General features: G+C 67.7%; 17 protein-coding genes. 8 read left to right on the top strand and 9 right to left on the bottom strand.

All coding sequences use genetic code 11. The features are described from left to right. Positions 1-7: 7 nt before the first annotated feature. A complete protein-coding gene (locus AB0M22_RS34110) occupies positions 8-814 on the bottom strand; it encodes an SAM-dependent methyltransferase (protein WP_364735697.1) in 807 nt (268 codons plus the stop codon). A gap of 228 nt (positions 815-1,042) precedes the next feature. On the opposite strand from AB0M22_RS34110, the gene AB0M22_RS34105 reads away from it, so the two are divergent. After that, a complete protein-coding gene (locus AB0M22_RS34105) occupies positions 1,043-1,417 on the top strand; it encodes a VOC family protein (RefSeq protein ID WP_364735694.1) in 375 nt (124 codons plus the stop codon). On the opposite strand, the gene AB0M22_RS34100 is transcribed toward AB0M22_RS34105, so the two are convergent. After that, complete coding sequence (locus tag AB0M22_RS34100; protein ID WP_364735692.1) at positions 1,404-2,522, bottom strand: glutamate--cysteine ligase; 1,119 nt, start codon at positions 2,520-2,522, stop codon at positions 1,404-1,406. The genes AB0M22_RS34105 and AB0M22_RS34100 overlap by 14 nt on opposite strands. 294 nt (positions 2,523-2,816) lie before the next feature. Then, positions 2,817-3,743: an AraC family transcriptional regulator gene (locus AB0M22_RS34095; protein WP_364735690.1), complete on the bottom strand. Its 927-nt coding sequence runs from the start codon at positions 3,741-3,743 to the stop codon at positions 2,817-2,819. A 122-nt stretch (positions 3,744-3,865) separates the two neighbouring features. Here AB0M22_RS34095 and AB0M22_RS34090 point away from each other — a divergent pair, with 122 nt between their 5' ends. The 7 genes from AB0M22_RS34090 (at position 3,866) to AB0M22_RS34060 (ending at position 12,092) form a co-directional block, all read left to right on the top strand. After that, complete coding sequence (locus AB0M22_RS34090) at positions 3,866-4,723, top strand: alpha/beta hydrolase (RefSeq protein ID WP_364735688.1); 858 nt, start codon at positions 3,866-3,868, stop codon at positions 4,721-4,723. A gap of 70 nt (positions 4,724-4,793) precedes the next feature. Next, a complete protein-coding gene (locus AB0M22_RS34085; RefSeq protein ID WP_364735686.1) occupies positions 4,794-6,368 on the top strand; it encodes a Na+/H+ antiporter in 1,575 nt (524 codons plus the stop codon). Positions 6,369-6,744: 376 nt separating this feature from the next. Beyond that, entirely contained in the window at positions 6,745-8,028 is a 1,284-nt protein-coding gene (locus AB0M22_RS34080; RefSeq protein ID WP_364736118.1) for an ABC transporter permease, read from the top strand. Positions 8,029-8,153: 125 nt separating this feature from the next. Beyond that, positions 8,154-9,281, top strand: a complete 1,128-nt coding sequence (locus tag AB0M22_RS34075) for an acyl-CoA dehydrogenase family protein (RefSeq protein ID WP_364735684.1) — start codon at positions 8,154-8,156, stop codon at positions 9,279-9,281. A 62-nt stretch (positions 9,282-9,343) separates the two neighbouring features. Further along, a complete protein-coding gene (locus AB0M22_RS34070) occupies positions 9,344-9,733 on the top strand; it encodes a hypothetical protein (RefSeq protein ID WP_364735682.1) in 390 nt (129 codons plus the stop codon). Beyond that, positions 9,717-11,468, top strand: a complete 1,752-nt coding sequence (locus AB0M22_RS34065; RefSeq protein ID WP_364735680.1) for a hypothetical protein — start codon at positions 9,717-9,719, stop codon at positions 11,466-11,468. Before AB0M22_RS34070 ends, AB0M22_RS34065 begins: the two co-directional genes overlap by 17 nt. Before the next feature lie 117 nt (positions 11,469-11,585). Beyond that, the gene (locus tag AB0M22_RS34060) at positions 11,586-12,092 is read left to right on the top strand and encodes a PaaI family thioesterase (RefSeq protein WP_364735678.1); all 507 of its coding nucleotides are present in this window, start codon (positions 11,586-11,588) and stop codon (positions 12,090-12,092) included. Positions 12,093-12,157: 65 nt separating this feature from the next. Here the strand turns inward: AB0M22_RS34060 and AB0M22_RS34055 are convergent, their stop codons facing one another. The 6 genes from AB0M22_RS34055 to AB0M22_RS34030 are packed head-to-tail and all read right to left on the bottom strand — an operon-like array spanning position 12,158 to position 17,149. Beyond that, positions 12,158-13,000, bottom strand: coding sequence for an acyl-ACP desaturase (locus AB0M22_RS34055; RefSeq protein ID WP_364735676.1), 843 nt, complete (start codon positions 12,998-13,000; stop codon positions 12,158-12,160). A 16-nt stretch (positions 13,001-13,016) separates the two neighbouring features. After that, entirely contained in the window at positions 13,017-13,850 is an 834-nt protein-coding gene (locus tag AB0M22_RS34050; RefSeq protein ID WP_364735674.1) for a class I SAM-dependent methyltransferase, read from the bottom strand. Next, complete coding sequence (locus AB0M22_RS34045) at positions 13,847-14,104, bottom strand: acyl carrier protein (protein WP_364735672.1); 258 nt, start codon at positions 14,102-14,104, stop codon at positions 13,847-13,849. Before AB0M22_RS34045 ends, AB0M22_RS34050 begins: the two co-directional genes overlap by 4 nt. After that, on the bottom strand, positions 14,101-14,655 hold the full coding sequence (locus AB0M22_RS34040; RefSeq protein WP_364735670.1) for a PaaI family thioesterase: 555 nt from the start codon (positions 14,653-14,655) through the stop codon (positions 14,101-14,103). Before AB0M22_RS34040 ends, AB0M22_RS34045 begins: the two co-directional genes overlap by 4 nt. A 4-nt stretch (positions 14,656-14,659) precedes the next feature. Then, entirely contained in the window at positions 14,660-15,448 is a 789-nt protein-coding gene (locus tag AB0M22_RS34035; protein ID WP_364735668.1) for a ferritin-like domain-containing protein, read from the bottom strand. 39 nt (positions 15,449-15,487) lie between these two features. Continuing rightward, positions 15,488-17,149, bottom strand: coding sequence for an AMP-binding protein (locus tag AB0M22_RS34030; RefSeq protein WP_364735666.1), 1,662 nt, complete (start codon positions 17,147-17,149; stop codon positions 15,488-15,490). Positions 17,150-17,265 lie beyond the last annotated feature (116 nt).

The raw sequence follows: 17,265 nt of genomic DNA, 5'->3' as shown, positions 1-17,265 counted from the left end.
CGCATGTCTACCCCTTGCGCGCCAGGCCGGTCACGATGAGCTGCTCCCAGATCGTCAACTCGCGCTCGTCCGGGTCGGCCGCGGTCAGGTCCGGCCGCCAGCTCACACACGGCACGATGCCGGGCTCGAGGATCTCCAGATCACCGAACAGCGCCTCGATCTCCGCGTCGGTGCGCCAGCGCCCGCGGCCGAACGTCGACTGGAGCTTCTCCTCGGCCACCGCGGTCTCCCGGTTGCCGCCCGAGCGGAAATGCGAGATGTAGACCGTGCTCCCGGCCACCAGCTGATCGGACCAGTAGCGGACCACCGCGGCCGGGTCCTCGTCGTCGTTGAGGTGGTGCAGGATCGCGCTGAAGATGACCGCCACCGGCTGGTCGAAATCGATCATCTCGACCACCTCGCGATGCTCCCGAATCGTGCGCGGGTCACGCAGATCTGCCTGGAACACCGTGGTATCGGTGTCGGTGGCCAGCAGCGCGCGGCCGTGCGCGAGGACGATGGGATCGTTGTCGATGTAGACCACCTTGGCGTCGGGCGTGTGCCTGCGCGCGACCTGGTGCACGTTGTCGGCGGTCGGCAGCCCGCTGCCGAGGTCGACGAACTGCCGCACGCCGCCGCGGGCGAGGTCGCGGACCGCGCGGATCAGCGCCTGCCGATTGGTGGAGGCGATCGCCACCGAGCCGGGCAGGTTGTTCTTGAAATGGTCGCCGATCGTGCGGTCGACGGCGAAGTTGTCTTTTCCGCCGAGCAGGTAGTCGTACACTCGCGCGATGCTCGGCTTGGATTGGTCGATGACGTGCGTCAGGTCGGTCATGCAGTACCCCCGATGGTGGATTGTGTGGGTTTCATCGTAGAAGGCTGCGAGCCGGGGTGGCGCGTGCTTCGACCTCGAGTCTTATTTGACCACAACGTGTTTCATCGTTACGGAGCTCGCTCCGCCGACGGGTCGGACCGGTTAGGGTGGGCCGTTCGTCAGCGCTGAGTGTTTGCTTGGCGGGTGCGCCGGGTAGGCGACGAGGATGCCGATCGAAGGAGGTTTCGCATGACATCAACCGGTCCGGTGGGGCGTCTGCGCAGCGTGGTGCTGGATTGCCCGGAGCCGCGCAAGCTCGCCGAGTTCTACATCGGCCTGCTCGGGCTCGAACTGGCCGAGAACGAGGACGACACCTGGGTCGTCACCGTCGACAGCGAGGGTAGGCGGATCGTCTTCCAGGCGGCGCCCGAGTACAAGCCGCCGCATTTCCCCGATCCCGAAGCGTCCCAGCAGATTCACTTCGATGTCCTGGTCGACGACATCGAGGCGGCCGAGCCGAAGGCGCTTGCGCTCGGCGCAAAACTGGTGCAGCCCAACGACAACGACCAGTTCCGGGTCTATGCCGATCCGGTGGGGCACATCTTTTGCCTCATGTGGCTGTAGTCGCGCGACAGCCTTCCAGGGTGGCCGTCGTCAGCTCGGAGATGACCTCACCGACGTCCTGGTGCGCCCGAAAAGCGTTGAGCTGCCGCATCGCTCCGTTGCCGCGGGCCAGCACAGTGGCGAGGGACTCGGTGACCAGTTGCTGGTCGCCGAGTTCCTCCAGCGCCGGACTGACGTAGCCGACGAGTTCGATGAGCAGATCGCGCACCGGCAGGATGCGCCCGTGCACCGGGTCGACGGCGTTCCCGTCGAGTCCGGTGCGGGCCGCCTTCCAATAGGCCGCGCGCAACACCTCGTCGCTGACCGGCGGCGCGGAGATGTTGCGCGCCAACGCGTTCTGCGCGGTCATCACCGTCGCGCGCACCAGGGTCGCGAGCAGCACCGTCTCCTCGATCGTCGCGGGCACATCGCTGACCCGGATCTCCACCGTCGGAAAGCTCAGCGCCGGACGGACATCCCAATAGACCATCTTCGGGTCGAGGATGCTGCCGCTGGACAGCATCATGGCGACCAGCGAGTCGTACTCGGCCGCCGAGCCGAAATACGGTGGGGGACCGGCACTCGGCCAGCGCCGCCACAGAATGCTGCGCCAACTGGCGAACCCGGTGTCGATCCCGCGATAGATCGCCGAGTTCGCGGTGAGCGCCAGGAACAGCGGCAGCCACGGCCGCAGGAAATTGCTGACCTGCAAGGCGGTTTCGCGATCGGGCACCGCCACGTGCACGTGACATCCGCACAGTCCCTGCTCCTGCGCGAGCATCCCGAACGCGGTGGCGATCCGCTGATAGCGGGGTGTATCGGTGACCGGGAACTTGTCCGGCACGGTCGGCGGAATGGCCACCGCGAGCAATGTGGCGCCGTTCTGCTCGGCGCAGCCTGCGATGCCGCGGCGCAGATCGCGTAACTCCGTGGCCAGCTCCGCGGAATCGGTATGCACGCCGGTGCTGGTCTCCACCTGGCATCCGGTGAGTTCGAGTTGCAGATCGATGCCGAGTTCGGCCGCCGTCCGGGCGACCTGGACGTTCTTCGCGACAGGCAATCCGGTTTCGGGCTCGACGAGCAGGAATTCTTCCTCGACGCCGACGGTCGCGGTGTCTGCGTTCATGCAGGTGGGCTACCCATCCGTGGCATTCGTACGCGTGGTTCGGCTTCGCTGCGACATCGGCGGCGAGCACCGCGGGACCGAACGGCCCCGCGGTGCTTCGCGCGCTAGGCCAGGCTGGAACCGCCGGGTCAGATCCCGATTAGGTCGAGCACTGAACGAACCCAGTGGCTAACCATGCCGATGATCATCGGACTCTCCTTTCACCACTTCAGGGAACTGCGTCGTAAGCACCAGATTGCCGCAGTGCGGTGTACCCCAAACGGCGATCGCCCGGACGTCCACCGGACATCTCGATCACCGCGCTGTCAGCTTGCGCCAGCGTTGCGGAGCATCCCCGTATCGGCGTTGGAAGGCGCGGCTGAACGCGGCATTGGAGGTGTAGCCGGTGTCCGCGGCGATCCTGGACACCGGATCGGTGGTCGAGCGCAGCAGCTCGGCGGCGTGGTCGAGGCGTCGCTCGGTGACGTAGGCGGCGGGTGCGCGCCCGAGCAGCCGGGTGAAGCGTTCGGCGAACGCCGAGCGGGACATCCTGGCGTCCCGGGCCAGCGTCGTGACGGTCCACGGCTTGGTCGGATCGCGATGGATCGCGGCCAGCACCGGGCCGAGCGCGGGATCCATGGCCGCGGTGAGCCAGCCGGGTTCGGCGTCGTGGCCGGCGAACCACGCGCGCAGCGTATGAATGAACAGCAGGTCCAGCACCCGCGAGATCATCACCGCGGCACCGGGATTCGGAGTGGTCACCTCGATCAGCAGCACCGGGAGGATGGCCGCGAGCCAGGGGCGATGGCCGGGATTCGCCGGAATGTGGATGGCCGGCGGCAGCACCGACAGCAGCGGCGCCGCGATCGCCTCCTGCACCACGAACGTGCCGGTGACCCAGCGTGGTGCCTCGGGATCGGCGAGCTCGGCGTCGAGGCGGAAGGTGTCCGAGTCCTGCAGCGGCCGCGGGGTCGCGCCTGTGCCGGCGCTGAGCGAGTGCGCGTCGCCGCAGCCGAGCAGTACCAGATCGCCGGGACCGAGCAGGATCGGCGGGTCGTCGCCGACGCGCAGCCGGATCGTGCCGCGCTCCACGATGTGCAGCAGCCGGATGCCGTCCGGAATGGTCACCTCGAACGGTGCCTGCGGCGCGAACCGGACGACGGTGTCGCCGTGCAGCCGGACCGTCTCCAGGATCTCCGAGAGCGCGTCGAGCTCCTCGGTCTGGCTGAACACGATCGGCACTCCTGGAGCTTCGGCAAACTATCTCGGCTTCTGAAGCATAGCTTTTGCCCGATTGTCCACATACCTTGGAGCTTGCTCGCCGCGAGAGTCTCATGTTCCACTAACGAAGGGGTCGAAAAACCATGCGCAACAACACTTCTGGCGCTACTACGGCACGTCGCGGCTGGCGCGGTGCGGTAGTGACCGTCGCCGCGGTCACGCTGGGCCTGACCGTCTCGGCCTGCACCGCCTCGGCCGACGAACCGACGCCGGCGCCCGCGCCGGGTGGCAACAAGCCCGCCGTCCTGCTCGTGCACGGCGCCTTCGCTGACGGCTCGAGCTGGACCAAGGTCGCCGCGCAGTTGCAGCGCGACGGCTACCAGGTGACGACCGCCGCGGTGCCGCTGCGTGGGCTCACCTACGACTCGGCCTACATCCGCAGCGTCCTCGACGGCATGCCGGGCAAGACGCTGCTGGTCGGTCACTCCTATGGCGGAGCCGTGATCACCAACGCCGCGACCGGTTCACCCAAGGCAGCGGGCCTGGTCTACGTTGCCGCGTTCTCCCCGGACCAGGGCGAGCCGGTCGGCGCGCTGGACGCGAAGTTCGGCGGACCCGCCACCAAGATCGGTGTCCCGCACGAGTTTCCGCTGCCCGGCGGCGGCGTCGGCCAGGAGCTGACCATCGCGCCGGACAAGTTCCACGACAACTTCGCCCAGGACCTGCCGGAGAGCGAGACCACGGTGCTCGCCGCCGCGCAACGCCCGATCGCGGTGAACTCGTTCATGGAACCGAGCGGCGCACCGGCCTGGAAGTCGCTGCCGAGCTGGGCGCTGGTGGCCAAGGACGACCACATGATCCCCGCCGACGGGCAGCGCGAGATGGCCAAGCGGATGAACGCGACCACCGTCGAGGAGGCGGGCAGCCACGCGGTCGCACTGTCGCAGCCGAAGGCCGTCACGGCGCTGATCGAGCAGGCGGCCGGCAGCGTGCAAGGCTGAGTCGAAGCACCAGCGTTTCTCAGGGGAACACAGTCGGTTTTCTCAGGCAGCAGATCAACACTGTGTTGGCGTGAGTCATCTGGAGTTGCCGTTTCTCGTGCTGTTCGCCACGATCCTCGCCCAGCCGATCGGGCGGCGGCTCGGTGTGGCGCCGGCCGTGCTGATGACGATGTTCGGGTGTGTGCTCGCGTTGATCCCGGCGGTGCCGGACGTGCGGGTCGCGCCGGATCTGATTCTGCCGCTGCTGCTTCCACCGCTGCTGTACGCGGCGGCCCGGCGCACCTCGTGGCGGACGTTCGCGCAGAACTGGAGTGCGATCGCGCTGCAGGCGGTCGGGTTGGTTTTCGCCACCGCGGCTGTGGTCGCGGTGGTGGTGCATCTCTGGGAGCCGCAGGTGCCGCTGGCCGCCGCGTTCGTGCTCGGCGCGCTGGTGGCCCCGCCCGACCCGGTGGCGGTCGGCGCGCTGGCCGGTCGGCTCGGGTTGCCGCGCCGGCTGGTCGCGGTGCTGGAAGGGGAGGGGCTGTTCAACGACGTCACCGCGATCGTGCTGTACGGGATCGCGGTGCAGGCGGTGGTCACCGGCCAGTTCTCCGCCTGGTCGGCGGCGCTGGATTTCGTGGTGTCCGCGGTGGTCGGGGTCGCGGTCGGCCTGGTGTTCGGCTGGGGCGGCAGCCGGCTGATGCGCCGGCTCGACGAGGCCGCGTGGCAGGTGGCGCTGGGTCTGGCGCTGCCGTTCGCGGCCTATCGGCTGGCCGATGCCTGGGGTGGTTCGGCGGTGCTCGCCGTGCTGGTGTGCGCGCTGTATCTGACCGACGCGGCCACCGATTTCGGTGACAGCAACTACCGGCTGATCGGCGACTCGTTCTGGTCGATCATCGAAATGCTGGTCACCGGAATCGCTTTCGGCCTGATCGGGCTGGAGCTGGCCACCGTGCTGCGCGACGTGGGGCCGGATTGGCCGCGCTTCCTCGGTGTTTCCGGCGCGGTGATCGCCGCCGTCGTCGGCGTCCGGCTGGTCTGGTTGATGGCGACCTGGGCGCTGTTCGGTCGCTGGTGGCGGCGTCGCGAGGCGGACGAGCCGTACACCTGGCGCGAAACCATGGTGACCTGGTGGGCCGGTCAGCGCGGCGTGGCCACGGTCGCGTTGGCGCTGGCCGTGCCGCTGACCACCGAGCCGGGCGCCGACTTCCCGTGGCGCAGCGGAATCCTCTTCACCGCTTTCGCTTTGGTGCTGTTCACCCTGTTGATCCAGGGGCCGACGCTGTCACTTGTGGTGCGTGCCACCGGAGTTCGCGTCGACACCGAGGCGGAGCGAAACCTGGAGCGGCAGTTGTGGGCCCGCATTCTGCGCGCAGAGCTGACCCGCCTGCAAGAGGTCGCGCACACCGAGAATCTGCCCGACGAGGTGTACGACCGTTTGCACGTCGGCATCGAAAGGCGGCTTGCCAGAGCCGATCCCGAAGCCGCCGACGATGCCAAGGCGGCCGCCGACCGGACCTTCCGGCTCAACCGCAAGCTCGATCGGATCAATCAGGAGGTGCTGACCGCCGGGCGCACCGAGGCGATGGCGGCGCGGCGAGAACCAGGCGTGCCACCGGATCTGGTCGACCGCGTGATGCGCCGCCTCGACCTGCGATCGCCCTAACGGACCTGCGCCGTTGTATTCGGCCGGTATCGCACATTGAGCACCGCAGGCGCTTCGCCCGCATCGACCGGCCGCAGCGGGATCGGCGTGCCACGCTTCGGCCGGTTCGCAGTTCGGGAACGTGACGCCGTCGACCGGCCACGCGTCCTCGGGATGGTGGGTGAGCTCGGTGTCCCGCGTCGCCTTCCCGTGCATCCGATTGCGTTTTGCAATCAGATAGGGCAATCCGGCTGTCACCGGGCGATGAACGCATTGCCCGCATCCGCATAGCAAACAGCCCGGCGAAGCTCCCGAATCCGCGTCCGGTCTGCTGCTACCGTCCGAGACCGTGACTACGGACCGCGTGGATGCAGCTCGTTCGGACCGCCGCCTCGGGCTGCGGCTGTGGCTCTTGCCGGTGGCCATCCTGGCGGTGTTCATGGCTCTGCTCGGCACGATGTACCTCGACTATGTGGTCGATCCGGAAGAGAACATGCACGACTTCCCGATCGCGCTGGTCAATCAGGACGTCGGCGACACCGTCGGCGCGCCGGGGCAGGAGCGGCAGGTCAAGTTCGGCGACGAGGTCACCGAAGGCCTGAAGAAGGCCGTGCCCGCGGACAAGATCGACCTTCAGGTGCTCGCCGTCAACGAGGCCTCGCAGCGGATGCAGGACAACAAGGTCTACGGCACCATCCTGATTCCGAGCGACTTCAGCAAACGTCTGGGCATCCTCGGCGTCGGCAGCGTCATCCCCGGTGACATCCAACGCCCGATCATCACCTTGCAGACCAACCCGCGCAGCGGCGCGTTCGTCACCGAGATCGTCACCCAGATCGGCAGCCAGGCCCTCGATCAGGTGAACAAGCAGGTCGGCACGCAACTGAGCGAGCAGGTCAAGGCGCAGCTCGCCCCGCCGCCCGGCGGCCCGCCCGCGCCCGAGCTGAGCGGCGCCACCCGGGTCGCGCTCGCCGAACCGTTGCAGATCGTCGTCGAGCCGTTCCACCCGCTGCCCAGCGGCACCGGCCAGGGCCTTACCGCGTTCTTCTACGCGCTGCTGCTCCTGCTGGCCGGCCTGGTCGGCTCGATGACCATCCACACCATGATCGACGCGCAACTCGGCTTCGTCCCCACCGAGTACGGCCCGTGGTTCGTCCACTTCCCGCCGACGCCCATCTCCCGCTTCCATACCCTGCTGATCAAGTGGGGCGTGATGGTGGTGACCGCGAATGTCGTTGCGGGCGTGTTCCTTATCGTCGGGAAGGCATTGGGCATGCCGATCGATCATCCGCTCGGCCTGTTCCTCTACAGCGCGCTCGCCATCATCGCCGTCGGCATCACGGGTTTGTCGATCCTCGCGGCGGTCGGCTCGGCCGGGTTGCTGATCAACCTGATCCTGTTCATCATTCTCGGCCTGCCCTCCTCCGGCGGCACCGTGCCGATCGAGGCGACGCCGAAATACTTCGGCTGGCTGGCGTCGTTCGAGCCGATGCATCAGGTGTTCCTCGGCGTCCGCGCGATTCTGTACTTCGACGCCAGCGGCCCGGCCGGGCTCAGCCGAGGCGTCTGGATGGCCGCGCTCGGCTTGGCCATCGGACTCGTTCTCGGCACCCTGATCACCCGCTTCTACGACTACAAAGGCCTGCGCCGCACCGGGTCCGGACGTCCAGTCTCGGCCTAGCGCCGACCTGAGCCGCCACACTGGCCGGTTCCCGCCACAGCGGGCGTGGCTTCTGCGTACCCTGGGTCGGCGAGTCGTCCGGCGGCCACGGTGTCTGCCGAATCCCTTCGACCAGAGAGCGTTTCGTGACTACTGCCCAGTTCCCTTTTCCGGTCCGCGATGTCGAGCGCAAGGTGCTCGATCGAGTCGCCGAGTTGGCGGAGGGATTCCGGGCCGTCGCGGCCGACTACGACGAGCGAGCCGAGATCGCGGTGGGGCACCTGACGGCGCTACACGACGCCGACGTCGACCGGGCCGTACTACCCGAACGGGTCGGCGGAATCGGCCTGAGCTACGCGGCCTTCGGGCACGTGGTGTGCACGCTGGCCAAGGCGGATCCGTCGACCGCGACGATCTGGACGATGCACGCCGGCGCGGGCGTCGCCCTCGCGGAATTCACCAGCGAGACCCTCGGGTCGTTCTTCGCCGACGAATTCCTCGCGGGCAAGCGCTTCGCCAACGCGCTGTCCGAACCGGCCAGCGGCAACCGCTTTCTCAACCCGCAGCAGGACGCTGTACCAGCGGCGGGCGGGTGGTCGCTGACCGGCGCGAAGCGCTTCGTCTCCGGCTGCGAGATCGCCGAATACCTGCTGGTGAACGCGCGAGTCGACGGCGTCCCCGCGTTCTTCGGCGTGGTACCCGACGCGACCGTCACGACCATCCCGATCTGGGACACCCTCGGCCTGCGCGCCACCCGCAGCCAGCTGCTGTCCTTCGACAACACCCTGCTGCGCGCCGAACATCGCGGTCGCGCACCGGGATTCGGTGATTTCGCGGTGATCCCCGCCGGCCTCCCGGCGATCTCCCTCGGCATCGCCGACGCGGCGCTGGACGCGCTGGTCGAGCACGCGCAGTCCCGGGTGATCCTCGGCCGGCCGCTGTCGCATCAGCAGTGGGTGCAGTACGAGGTCGCCGACGTGCAGACCAAACTGGCCGCCGCACACGCGCTGTACGAGCGGGCGCTCTTCGAGGCGGACAACGGCATACCGAGCTTCTTCCCCAACCTGTCCCGCGCCAAGTACCTCGCGAACAAGATCGCCGTCGAGGTCGCGCAATTGGGCGTGCGGGTGGGCGGCGCCTCGGGCTATCTGAAACAGTCACCCATCCAACGTCATCTGCGCGACGCCGAGGCGGGACAGCTGATGGCGTACTCGACCGAGGTGATCGCCGGCGAGATCGGCCGACTGGTGCTCGGCGTGCCGGAAGGCGAGTAACCTCGAATCCCAGCGCTTGCGGCGGACAGTGTCGCGGCGGGCCGAGAGCTGGGAGTCCTTCGATGACCGCCGAACCGGTGAAGATCACCCTGTTCGACTTGGACCACGCCGACGTTCAGGACATCAGCCGCCAACTAGCCACGCAGACACCGGGATTGACGCCGGAACAGATACCGGGCAGCCGCTACGGCGAGCCGACCATGCTCGTGCTCGCCGTGGCCTGCGCCACCCCGACGATCCACGCGCTGGCCGCGTGGGCCATGAAGAACCGCCGCAAACAGCGAATCGAGCTACGCGCCAAGGTGCTGTACTCCGACGGTAGCGAGGTGGATCGTTCGGCGGTCCTCTCGTTCAGCGAGAGCGACGCCCCGGACGCGCAGGTGATCAAGCAACTCATCGACGGTCTGGGATTGCAGGGCCTGCCCGAGGGCGACGATGGCGGAAACCCGTAGCTGGACAGACCTTTCCAGCAACCTCACGCATCTGGGCGCGGTCCGGCTCGCCGACCACCTCGATGAGTTGCTGCACCCGGGCAAGGGATCCGCGGACCTGACCCTCGGCTGTCTGCATGAGTTCACCCACCACTGGTGCTTCCACTCGGCGGTCGGGTTCGCGATCACTGGGCTGCAATACCGGATGACTCGCGCCGCGCTGAGCGGGGACGCACGTGCGGTGGATCGAATCCAGCGCGACGCGGTCGCCTACCGGACCGTGACCGCGGTGCTGCGGCCGTTGATCGAGGGGCTGGCGCTGTTCGCTGAGTTCGACGCGAATTCCGTCCGCAGCCCCATGGCGACGGCGCCGATGCTGGCCGCGATCAACCTGTTCTCCGGCAGGGCGCCGCACATCCTGGGTCCGACGGCGGACGGCGATCTCGCTCCGCTGGTCGGCGACCACGCGGCGACGCTGGCCATGTCCCTGCCGATCAGCGCTCACCTCAGGATGATCCGGGTCAGCGACGCGGGTATCCGCCGCAAGGTGAACGTGCTCGCGACGGGGCTCGCCGAGGATCGTGACGGTTATCTGGTCGGCTACCTAGGCGTCAAGAGCATGTGGCGCGACCTGCGCCGCCGTTGCCACCGGCTCTATACCGAAACCGATCTGGTGCTGGCCGTGCTGCGCGGATTCTTCTTCGAGGATCGGCGGCTCGTCGAAATCCTGCTCGGCACCGGCGAAAAGGACATGGGCAAGCTGGCCAACCGGATCGTCGACCAGGTCGCCGGCCGGGTGCGCGAGCTGGCGCACATGACCGATGCCGACGTGTCGCGGATCGAAGCGTTGATCTTGGCCCGTGAGCCGACGGACTCGGCGCAATGGGCTGCCCCGCTGCATGTTTCGGCGCCGCGCTGGCGGGCGGGACAACGTGCCTACGCGGTACTGCTCGCGGAGTTGAATGCCGAACCCGAGCGGGCCGCCGAGTCCGCCGACGCAGAACTCGCCGAGGGTCTGCGCCAGGCCTTCGGGGTGGTGCTCGACCGCAGGCACATCGTGCGGCTCGGCACCACGCGGGTCGAGGTGACCGTCGCGCGGCGCGGCAAATACGTTGTCCGGCTGGGCAAACGCGTGCTGCTACGCGGCCGCGCGCCCGAGGCGGCGCGTCAATCCGGTTCCGGCACGGTGGAATTGGTGTTCAGCGCGCTGTCTACCGGTCTGCACCGGGCGATCGTGGTGCACGGCCCGGAGTCGGTCATCGATGTCGTCGCGCCCGCCGTCGATCCAGGGGACGCCGACGAGATGGCGTTGCTGCACACCAACGCCCACCCCGGTGAGATGTACGTCGAGCTGTTCGAACGGATGCGGCTCGTGGTCGACAGCGTCCTCGAAGGCACACCCCAGGCCGAAGAGCTCGCCACCGTCGAGGCCCAACTCCCGGACGTTGCCCGCCACCTCTACCTGGACAGCGGCTTGAACACCGTCCCCGACGACCGCCTCGACGCCGTGCTCCGTACCCTCGATTCCGGCGGCGTATATGCCCTGCTCGACTACGACCGCGACCTCTTGGAGGCGTTGGTCGTCCTCGCCGCCGTGTCTCCGCTCATGCCCCTGCGTGACCAACTGCTGGCCGAACTGGCCACGCACGGATTCCCCGATCCGGCCGGGATCCTGAGCCGCCTGGTCGAGATCGAGCAGCGCACCGGCTTCGGCCTGGTCAACGCCGACGACACCCACGTCATGGTGCACGTCTGACCGTCCTCGTGTTTCGATCACCCGATCGAAGCTGAGAATGCAATGGCGGCATGCCTGCCGGCGTTCACCGGGCGCTGATCGAATGGCCTGGCATCGTTCGCCAGGGAGGAAGAGGCCATGACCAGCACCGACATCAATGCCAACGAGCAGGCCACGCACACCAACGGCGCGGGCCCGGCCGCCGCGACCGTGGCGTCGCGGGTGCACGAACTGACCACCGTGTTCGAGCGCGGGTTGCAGGAGAACCTGGGGGTCGGCGCGTCGCTCGGGATCCGGCTGGAGACCGCGGGCGACGGCTACACGCGGTATTACCTGGACCCGAACCCGGCCACCATCAACGCCATGTTCACCGTGCACGGCGGGGTCATCGCGACCCTGATGGACACCGCGATGGGCAGCGCCGTGTTCACCAAACTCGGTGACGGCGTGGCCTATACGACGTTGGAGCTGAAGGTGAACTTCATCCGGTCGGTCACCCTGGACGGCTCGCGCCTGACCTGTGAGGCCAACGCGATCCACGTCGGCAGGCGTACCGCGACCGCCGAGGGCCGCATCGTCGACGGCAACGGCAAATTGATCGCACACGGCTCCACCACGATCCTGGTGCTGCACCCGGAGAAGTGAAATACCCGAAATAGCCCTGCCGCGGAATTGATTCCGTGGCAGGGCTATTTCGTTTGCCGGTAACCTCAGGCCAGGGTGTGGCATTCCTCGATGAACCGCACCAATTCGTCCAAGCGATCGGTGCGGGTGTCCACCGTGCGGTCGATCACCTTTATCAGATGCTCGTACGCCTCGGTGTGGTCGTAGGACGCGACATCGGCGATTTTCAATGCCCACCGCCAATATCCGCGCATCGTGTCGGCCAGCGGCATGCGGAAATTCGCGATCACGTCGCGGATCGGCTCCACCGTGGCATCGCCGTGCACCCGCAGGTATCGGCCGACCACATCGGCCATGAAGCTGAAATGCCTGGCCTCGTCCCGGGACAGCCGGGCCAGCACCGAGGCGAGCACCGGATCGTCGACCACGTCCCGCAGATGCTGGTAGTACATCTGCGTCGCCTTCTCCTGCACCAGCGCGTAGGCGAAGAACTGCACCGGGTGGTCGTAGGGCAGGTCGAACGGCTTCTGCCCCTCGATCGCCAATTCCGAACGCAGCGAACTACGTTCGGCGATGCCGGAGTGCTCCTGGTAGCGGGTCAGCGCGCGAGCGTGCGTGTCCTCCTCCAACGCCCAGCGGACGGTGAAGTGGTACAGCTCGCGGTTGTGCACGAACGCCTCCCGGCTGACCGAGTCGTCCACCGGGAAATACCGGTGGTAGACCTCGAAATAGCCGGGCAGGTGGTCCTCGATGAGCGTGACGAACTGCACCGCCGAACGCTGCCCCTCGGTGAGCCTGCCCGCGTCGGCGCGCGACCAGTCGAACGCGGTCTCCACATCCCAGGCCCGGGCCGCCGGGGAGGCGGCGAGGAAGCCGTCGACCGCCTCGGCCACCTCCTCGACCGGGATCAGGGTCGACTCGATATCCATGTGCCTCTCCTGACCTTCAGCGGGCGTTACGGCACGTCAGCGCGTAATGCTTGGTCGTGTAACCCCATCCGGCATTCGCGATCTCCAGGTAGTGCCGCAGCTTCGCGGCCAGCCCCAGCCCGTGCGCGTCGATGCGCTCGGCGGAGGCGTACACGTTCGCGATCCAGTCGTCGATGGTGCGGCGGTAGTGATCGGTCAGATCGTCCACCGCGATGATGGCGAAGCCGGCGTCCTCGGCGGCGGTGACCAGATCCGACAGCGGCCGCAGATCGCCCCAGCCGAAGATGTCCTCGCGGACGAACTCGGTGCCGTCCTTGGTGTCGAAGGCATTGTGCGCGGCGGCATTCCGGAAGCAGCTCTCCGAGACATACAGCGTGCCACCGCGACGCAGCACCGCGCGGGCCCGGCGGAAGACCGCACCGAGATCGGGCATGTGCACGATCGAACCGAGCAGCGTGACCGCGTCGAAGCTGCGCGGCGCCAGCTCCAGCCGCTCGAAGTGGCCCACCTGCGTGTGCACCCGCTCGGCCACGCCCCGCGCGACCGCCTGCTCCGCGATGTACTCGTGCTGCCGCGGCGCCGGGCTGACACCCAGTGTGTCGCAACCGAACTCCTCGGCCATGAACAGGATCAGCGAGCCCCAGCCGCACCCGACATCGAGGAGCCGCTCGCCGCCGTGCAGCCCGAGCCGGTCGGCGACGAAGCGCAGCTTGTTGCGCTGCGCCTGCTCCAGCGTCTCGGTCTCCGAGGTGTAGAGCGCGGAGCTGTACTTGCGCAACGGATCCAGGAACTGGCCGAAGATATCCGGATCGAGGTCGTAATGCTGATTGGTGTCGGAGGTGACCGTCATGCCGCCGCCTCTTGCAGCGACCGTTCCACGACCTCGACCACGTCATTGAGGCTGGAGAGCCCGAATACGTCTTCGTCTTCCATCTCGATGTCGTAGGCGCGCTCGATCTTGGCGACCATGCGCAGCACCCGCACCGAGTCGACGCCGGCCATGCCGCGCAGGTCGACGTCGGGCAGCAATTCAGCCGCGGCGATGCCGGTCTCGGCGGCGGCGATCTCGGTGACGGTGCGCAGGATGTCGGCGGGGTTGGTCATGAGTGAACTCCATTCGTAGAGAGGGTATTCGCGGCGGACAGCGCGTCGGAGAGCAAGGCGACCTCGTCGTCGCCGAGGGTGAGCTGGTGGCGCACATCGTCGAGCGCGAACCGTTGGTAGGCGGCGGTGGAGGTGGCGCAGACGGCGTCGTTGCCGTCCAGGATCTCCGCCGACGCCTGGATCGGCCGATCCGGCGCTGGATCGGACAGGGTTGCGACGCAGCGGTATTCGTGATCGACCAGCAGCGGCGTGATGAACCGGGTGCGTTGCGACACGGTGAACGCGGGATAGTTGCGCGCGAGCACGATCAGGTTGCCCATCACCTCGTCGCAGATCACGCCGATCAGGCCGCCGTGCACGACACCGGGATAGGACTCGAACTCGCGACCGAGCCGGAACCGCGCTTGCAGCCCGTCCGGGTGCGGGGTGAACGCCAGCCGCAGCCCGCTCGGGTTGTGCGGCGAGCAGCCGAAGCAGTGGTAGTCCGGGATCACCGACCACGGCACCTGCACAGTGGCGTCCGGGTCGTCTACGGCGAGGGCATGGTCCATCGGGCTAAGCGATCACGTCGGCGAGGGCCCGGCGGACCTTGGCATTGCTGGACAGATCCAGTCCGGTCATGTTGGCGAAGGTGCGACGCACCTTGTCGTGCAACACATCCAGCTCGCCCTCGGCGGCCACCTCTTCGAGGAACAGATCGAAACCGGTGTCGATCGTCTCGTGGTCGCCGAGCTCGCTGATGCCCGCCTTGAAGGTGCTCACCGGATGCTTGATCTTGGCCTCGGAGCTGTAGACGTAGAGCGTCTCCAGCACCGAAGGCAGTTCCTCGGGGCGCTTCTCCAGCCGCTTGGTCGTGTAGTGGATGAACTCGCGCGCATGGCCCGCCTCGTCGCGACTCGCGCTGAGCAGCAACCCTTTCAGCACCGGCTCCTGCACCCAGCCGGCCACCGCGCGGTAGATGTGGTTGACCGTGAGTTCGGAGATGATGTTGGTGGCCAGCGTGGCCGAGGGCGTGCTGCCCGGTGCGTACGGCTCGCGCATGGAGTCGACCGCCTTCTCGTCCACGCTCTCGCCGATCGCCTCGAGCCAGGAGCGGAAGGCGTAGTGGTGCTGCACTTCCTGGTAGCCCCACACCACCGCGAAGGTGGAGAAGTCGTAGTCGTCGACGAATTCGTTCATGAAGCCGTGGACGGCGGCGATGACATTGGACTCGCCCATCGTCGCGCTCTTGGCCAGCGTCACGTACTCGGGCCGGACCAGCGCGCGGTCGACGGCGTCGAGGTCCAGGTCGGCCAGCTGCCAATGCAGGCGCTCGTAGTGGCGGAAGACTTCATAGCTGTGCACAGGTGACTCCAGTTCGGTCGATGCGAAGTGCGTTGGCGGTCAGTGCTTTCGGGCGGAGACGAGGTCGCGGGCGGCGAGGCGTTGCAGCTTGCCGCTGCTGGTTCGGGGGATGCTGCGGGGCGCGACGAGATACACCTCGACGGCGGCCAAGCCGAGTTCGGCGGCGACCTGCGCCTTGATCCGGTCGCCGAGCGATTCGGCGGCCGCGCCGGTCAGTTCGGATTCGGCGATCAGCGCGATCACGTCCGCGCCGTCCGGGTCGGTGGCGGCGGTGCAGCGGCCCTTGTAGACGCCGTCGAGGTCGCGCACGGCGGCCTCGACGTCCTGGGCGTAGTAGTTCACGCCGCGCACGGTGATCATCTCCTTGCGCCGCCCGGTGACGAAAAGCTCACCGGCGCGCAGGTATCCGAGATCGCCGGTGCGCAGCCAGCCGTCGGTGAACAGACCGGCGACCGTCTCCGGCTGGGCGGTCAGGTAGCCGTCGGTGACCGAGGGGCCCTGGATGAGGATCTCGCCGACCGCGCCGTCGGGCAGGTCGTGGTCGTCGTCCTGGTCGACGATGCGCACGCGCATGCCGTCGACGGCGGAACCGACCCCCGCGACTGCCTTCGCGCCCGGGGCGTCCGGGGAAACCGGCAGTGCCAGTGCGTCATCCGAGAGCGCCGCACGATCGACCCACTCGAACAACGACTCCCGGCCGAGCGGCGGGAAGGCGACGGCGAGGGTGGCCTCGGCCATGCCGTACACGCCGAACATGGTCGTCGGCGTGAAACCCGCGGGCGCGAAACGTGCACAGAACGCCAGCACCACGTCGCGGGAGATCGGCTCGGAGCCGTTGAACGCGATCCGCCAGTTGCTCAGGTCGTAGTCGGTCACCTGCTCCGGCGGGATCGCGGCCAGCAGCGCCTCGTAGCCGAAGTTCGGCATGGCGGTGATCGTCGTTGCGCTGGAGGCGAATTCGCTGAGCCAGCGCGCGGGGTCCTTGACGAACGCCAGCGGCGACCAGACATGCGCGGGGATGCCGCGCAGGATCGCCGACAGCGTGCCGAACAGGCCCATGTCGTGGAACAGCGGCAGCCAGAACCCGCCGGTGTCGGCGAGATCCAGCGCGATGCCAGTGCGGATCGCCGCCAAGCCGCTGAGCACGTTGTGATGGGTCAGGCGAACACCTTTGGGTGTCGCGGTGCTGCCCGAGGTGAACTGCACGATGGCGAGATCATCCGCGCTGAGCACGGGCAGCGGGACCTCATCGGTATCGGTTTCGGCGAACAGCGTTGCGGTGTCGACCAATTCGACGTCGACCGCCTCGCCGAGCACTGCGGCCAACTCGGCGAACCGATGCGACATCAGCACGGTGCGCATACCGGCCGCCTCGACGATCGCCGCCAGCTTCTGCGGATATCCGCCCAGCTGCCGCGAACCCGCCGGCAACGGCAGGGGCGTGGCCGCGCCACCGGCCGCCGCGACGCCGAACAGGCTGATCAGGAACTCGGGTGCGTTGGGGCACAGGATGCCGACCGGCTCGCCGCGCGTCACCCCGCGCCGCACCAGTGCCGCCGCGGCCGACTGCGAGCGCCGGTGCAGCTCGGCATAGTCCACGGTTTCCGACACCGACCAGAAGGTGGCCGTCACCTCGGGATGCCCGGCCGCGATCTCGGCCAGGCGGCCGTGCAGGGTTTCCACCGATTCCGCAGAATTCATGACTGCCACGACAACAGTGAATTGTGACGGTGCCTTGAACTGATTGTGAATTGCCGTGTTCGATTAACAAGGGCGATCAACCAATCGCAGTGCACGATAAAGGATTTCGACTATGG

It is taken from the genome of Nocardia sp. NPDC051756, from assembly GCF_040681495.1.
In the GTDB taxonomy this organism is placed as follows: Bacteria; Actinomycetota; Actinomycetes; order Mycobacteriales; family Mycobacteriaceae; genus Nocardia.
The sequence above is the reverse complement of the archived record's forward strand: the minus strand, read 5'-3'. Positions and strand labels throughout refer to the sequence as shown.

Excerpts from the sequence above, each read along its gene's own strand:
- AB0M22_RS34055 (WP_364735676.1), bottom strand. The coding sequence starts at position 13,000 with ATGGATATCGAGTCGACCCTGATCCCGGTCGAGGAGGTGGCCGAGGCG.
- AB0M22_RS34110 (WP_364735697.1), bottom strand. The coding sequence starts at position 814 with ATGACCGACCTGACGCACGTCATCGACCAATCCAAGCCGAGCATCGCG.
- AB0M22_RS34045 (WP_364735672.1), bottom strand. The coding sequence starts at position 14,104 with ATGACCAACCCCGCCGACATCCTGCGCACCGTCACCGAGATCGCCGCC.
- AB0M22_RS34090 (WP_364735688.1), top strand. The coding sequence starts at position 3,866 with ATGCGCAACAACACTTCTGGCGCTACTACGGCACGTCGCGGCTGGCGC.
- AB0M22_RS34030 (WP_364735666.1), bottom strand. The coding sequence starts at position 17,149 with ATGAATTCTGCGGAATCGGTGGAAACCCTGCACGGCCGCCTGGCCGAG.
- AB0M22_RS34050 (WP_364735674.1), bottom strand. The coding sequence starts at position 13,850 with ATGACGGTCACCTCCGACACCAATCAGCATTACGACCTCGATCCGGAT.
- AB0M22_RS34070 (WP_364735682.1), top strand. The coding sequence starts at position 9,344 with ATGACCGCCGAACCGGTGAAGATCACCCTGTTCGACTTGGACCACGCC.
- AB0M22_RS34040 (WP_364735670.1), bottom strand. The coding sequence starts at position 14,655 with ATGGACCATGCCCTCGCCGTAGACGACCCGGACGCCACTGTGCAGGTG.
- AB0M22_RS34060 (WP_364735678.1), top strand. The coding sequence starts at position 11,586 with ATGACCAGCACCGACATCAATGCCAACGAGCAGGCCACGCACACCAAC.
- AB0M22_RS34065 (WP_364735680.1), top strand. The coding sequence starts at position 9,717 with ATGGCGGAAACCCGTAGCTGGACAGACCTTTCCAGCAACCTCACGCAT.
- AB0M22_RS34105 (WP_364735694.1), top strand. The coding sequence starts at position 1,043 with ATGACATCAACCGGTCCGGTGGGGCGTCTGCGCAGCGTGGTGCTGGAT.
- AB0M22_RS34100 (WP_364735692.1), bottom strand. The coding sequence starts at position 2,522 with ATGAACGCAGACACCGCGACCGTCGGCGTCGAGGAAGAATTCCTGCTC.